This is a genomic window from Mesorhizobium sp. M1338 (assembly GCF_040318045.1).
Taxonomy (GTDB): Bacteria; Pseudomonadota; Alphaproteobacteria; order Rhizobiales; family Rhizobiaceae; genus Mesorhizobium.
This window is the reverse complement of the sequence record NZ_JAMYLL010000135.1, coordinates 1-1,131: the sequence shown is the minus strand read 5'-3', so window position 1 is coordinate 1,131 and position 1,131 is coordinate 1. Positions and strand designations below refer to the sequence as shown.

The 1,131-nt window shown below is 65.6% G+C and carries 2 protein-coding genes; both read left to right on the top strand.

Annotated features, from left to right (window positions below; genetic code table 11):
- Positions 1-285 (top strand): phosphomethylpyrimidine synthase ThiC (locus tag NKH19_RS33305; protein WP_352983950.1); only part of this gene is annotated, 285 nt, incomplete at its 5' end.
- Positions 282-1,131, top strand: an 850-nt coding sequence (locus NKH19_RS33300) for an FAD-dependent oxidoreductase (RefSeq protein ID WP_352983948.1), incomplete at its 3' end; no start/stop codon positions are given. The genes NKH19_RS33305 and NKH19_RS33300, both read left to right, overlap by 4 nt.

Here is a 1,131-nt window from a genome sequence, read left to right as displayed (position 1 = left end):
TTCGAGTTCCGCTGGGAGGACCAGTTCAATCTGTCGCTCGATCCCGAAACCGCGCGGTCCTTCCACGACCAGACCTTGCCCAAGGAAGCGCACAAGCTGGCGCATTTCTGCTCGATGTGCGGGCCGAAATTCTGCTCGATGCGAATTTCCCACGACATCCGTGCCGAGGCGCAGAAGGAGGGCATGGCGGCCATGGCGGCGAAATACCGCGAGGGCGGCGATCTCTACATTCCAACTGGCGAGACCAGCGTCCCACTCATGCCTGAGGCCCCGGAACCGTCATGAGGGTGCTGGTCAAAGGGGCCGGCGTCGCCGGCCTCACCGCCGCCTTCGAACTCGCCGCCCGCGGCGCGACGGTCACGGTCGCCGAGATCCGGCATGGCCTTGGAGGCAATGCGTCGTGGTTCGCCGGCGGCATGCTGGCGCCATGGTGCGAGCGTGCAAGCGCCGAGCAGCCGGTGCTGGATCTCGGACGCGACGCCGCCAACTGGTGGAATGCCGCAACGCCCGGCTTGGTAACACGGCGGGGAACGCTGGTCTTCGCCGCGCCGCGCGATGCGCGCGAGCTTGACCGGTTCGCCAGCCGCACATCGGGCCATCGGTGTGTCGGTGAAGAGGAAATCGCGTTGCTGGAACCCGACCTCGCCGGCCGCTTCCGGCGCGGATTGCTCTTCCCCGATGAAGCTCATCTCGACCCGCGCCAGGCGATGGCAGCACTTCATCACAAGCTCGCGGCCATGGGTGTCGAATTCCACTTCGGCGCGGACCCCCAGCATGTTTTTGGTTTCGATCGTCAGATCGATTGCACGGGAATGGCAGCCGCCGATGACAGGCTGCGCGGCGTTCGCGGCGAAATGCTCATCCTGCGCACCCCTGATATCTCGCTGTCACGCCCGGTCCGGCTGCTTCATCCGCGCTTCCCGCTTTATGCGGTGCCGCGCACCGACCACCGTTTCATGATCGGCGCGACGATGATTGAAAGCCAGTCCGCCGGACCAGTCACGGCGCGTTCGATGATGGAGCTGCTGGGGGCCGCCTATGCCCTCCATCCGGCTTTTGGCGAGGCCGCGATCGTTGAAACCGGTGTCGGCGTTCGTCCAGCCTTTGCCGACAACCTGCCGCGCGTCGAAA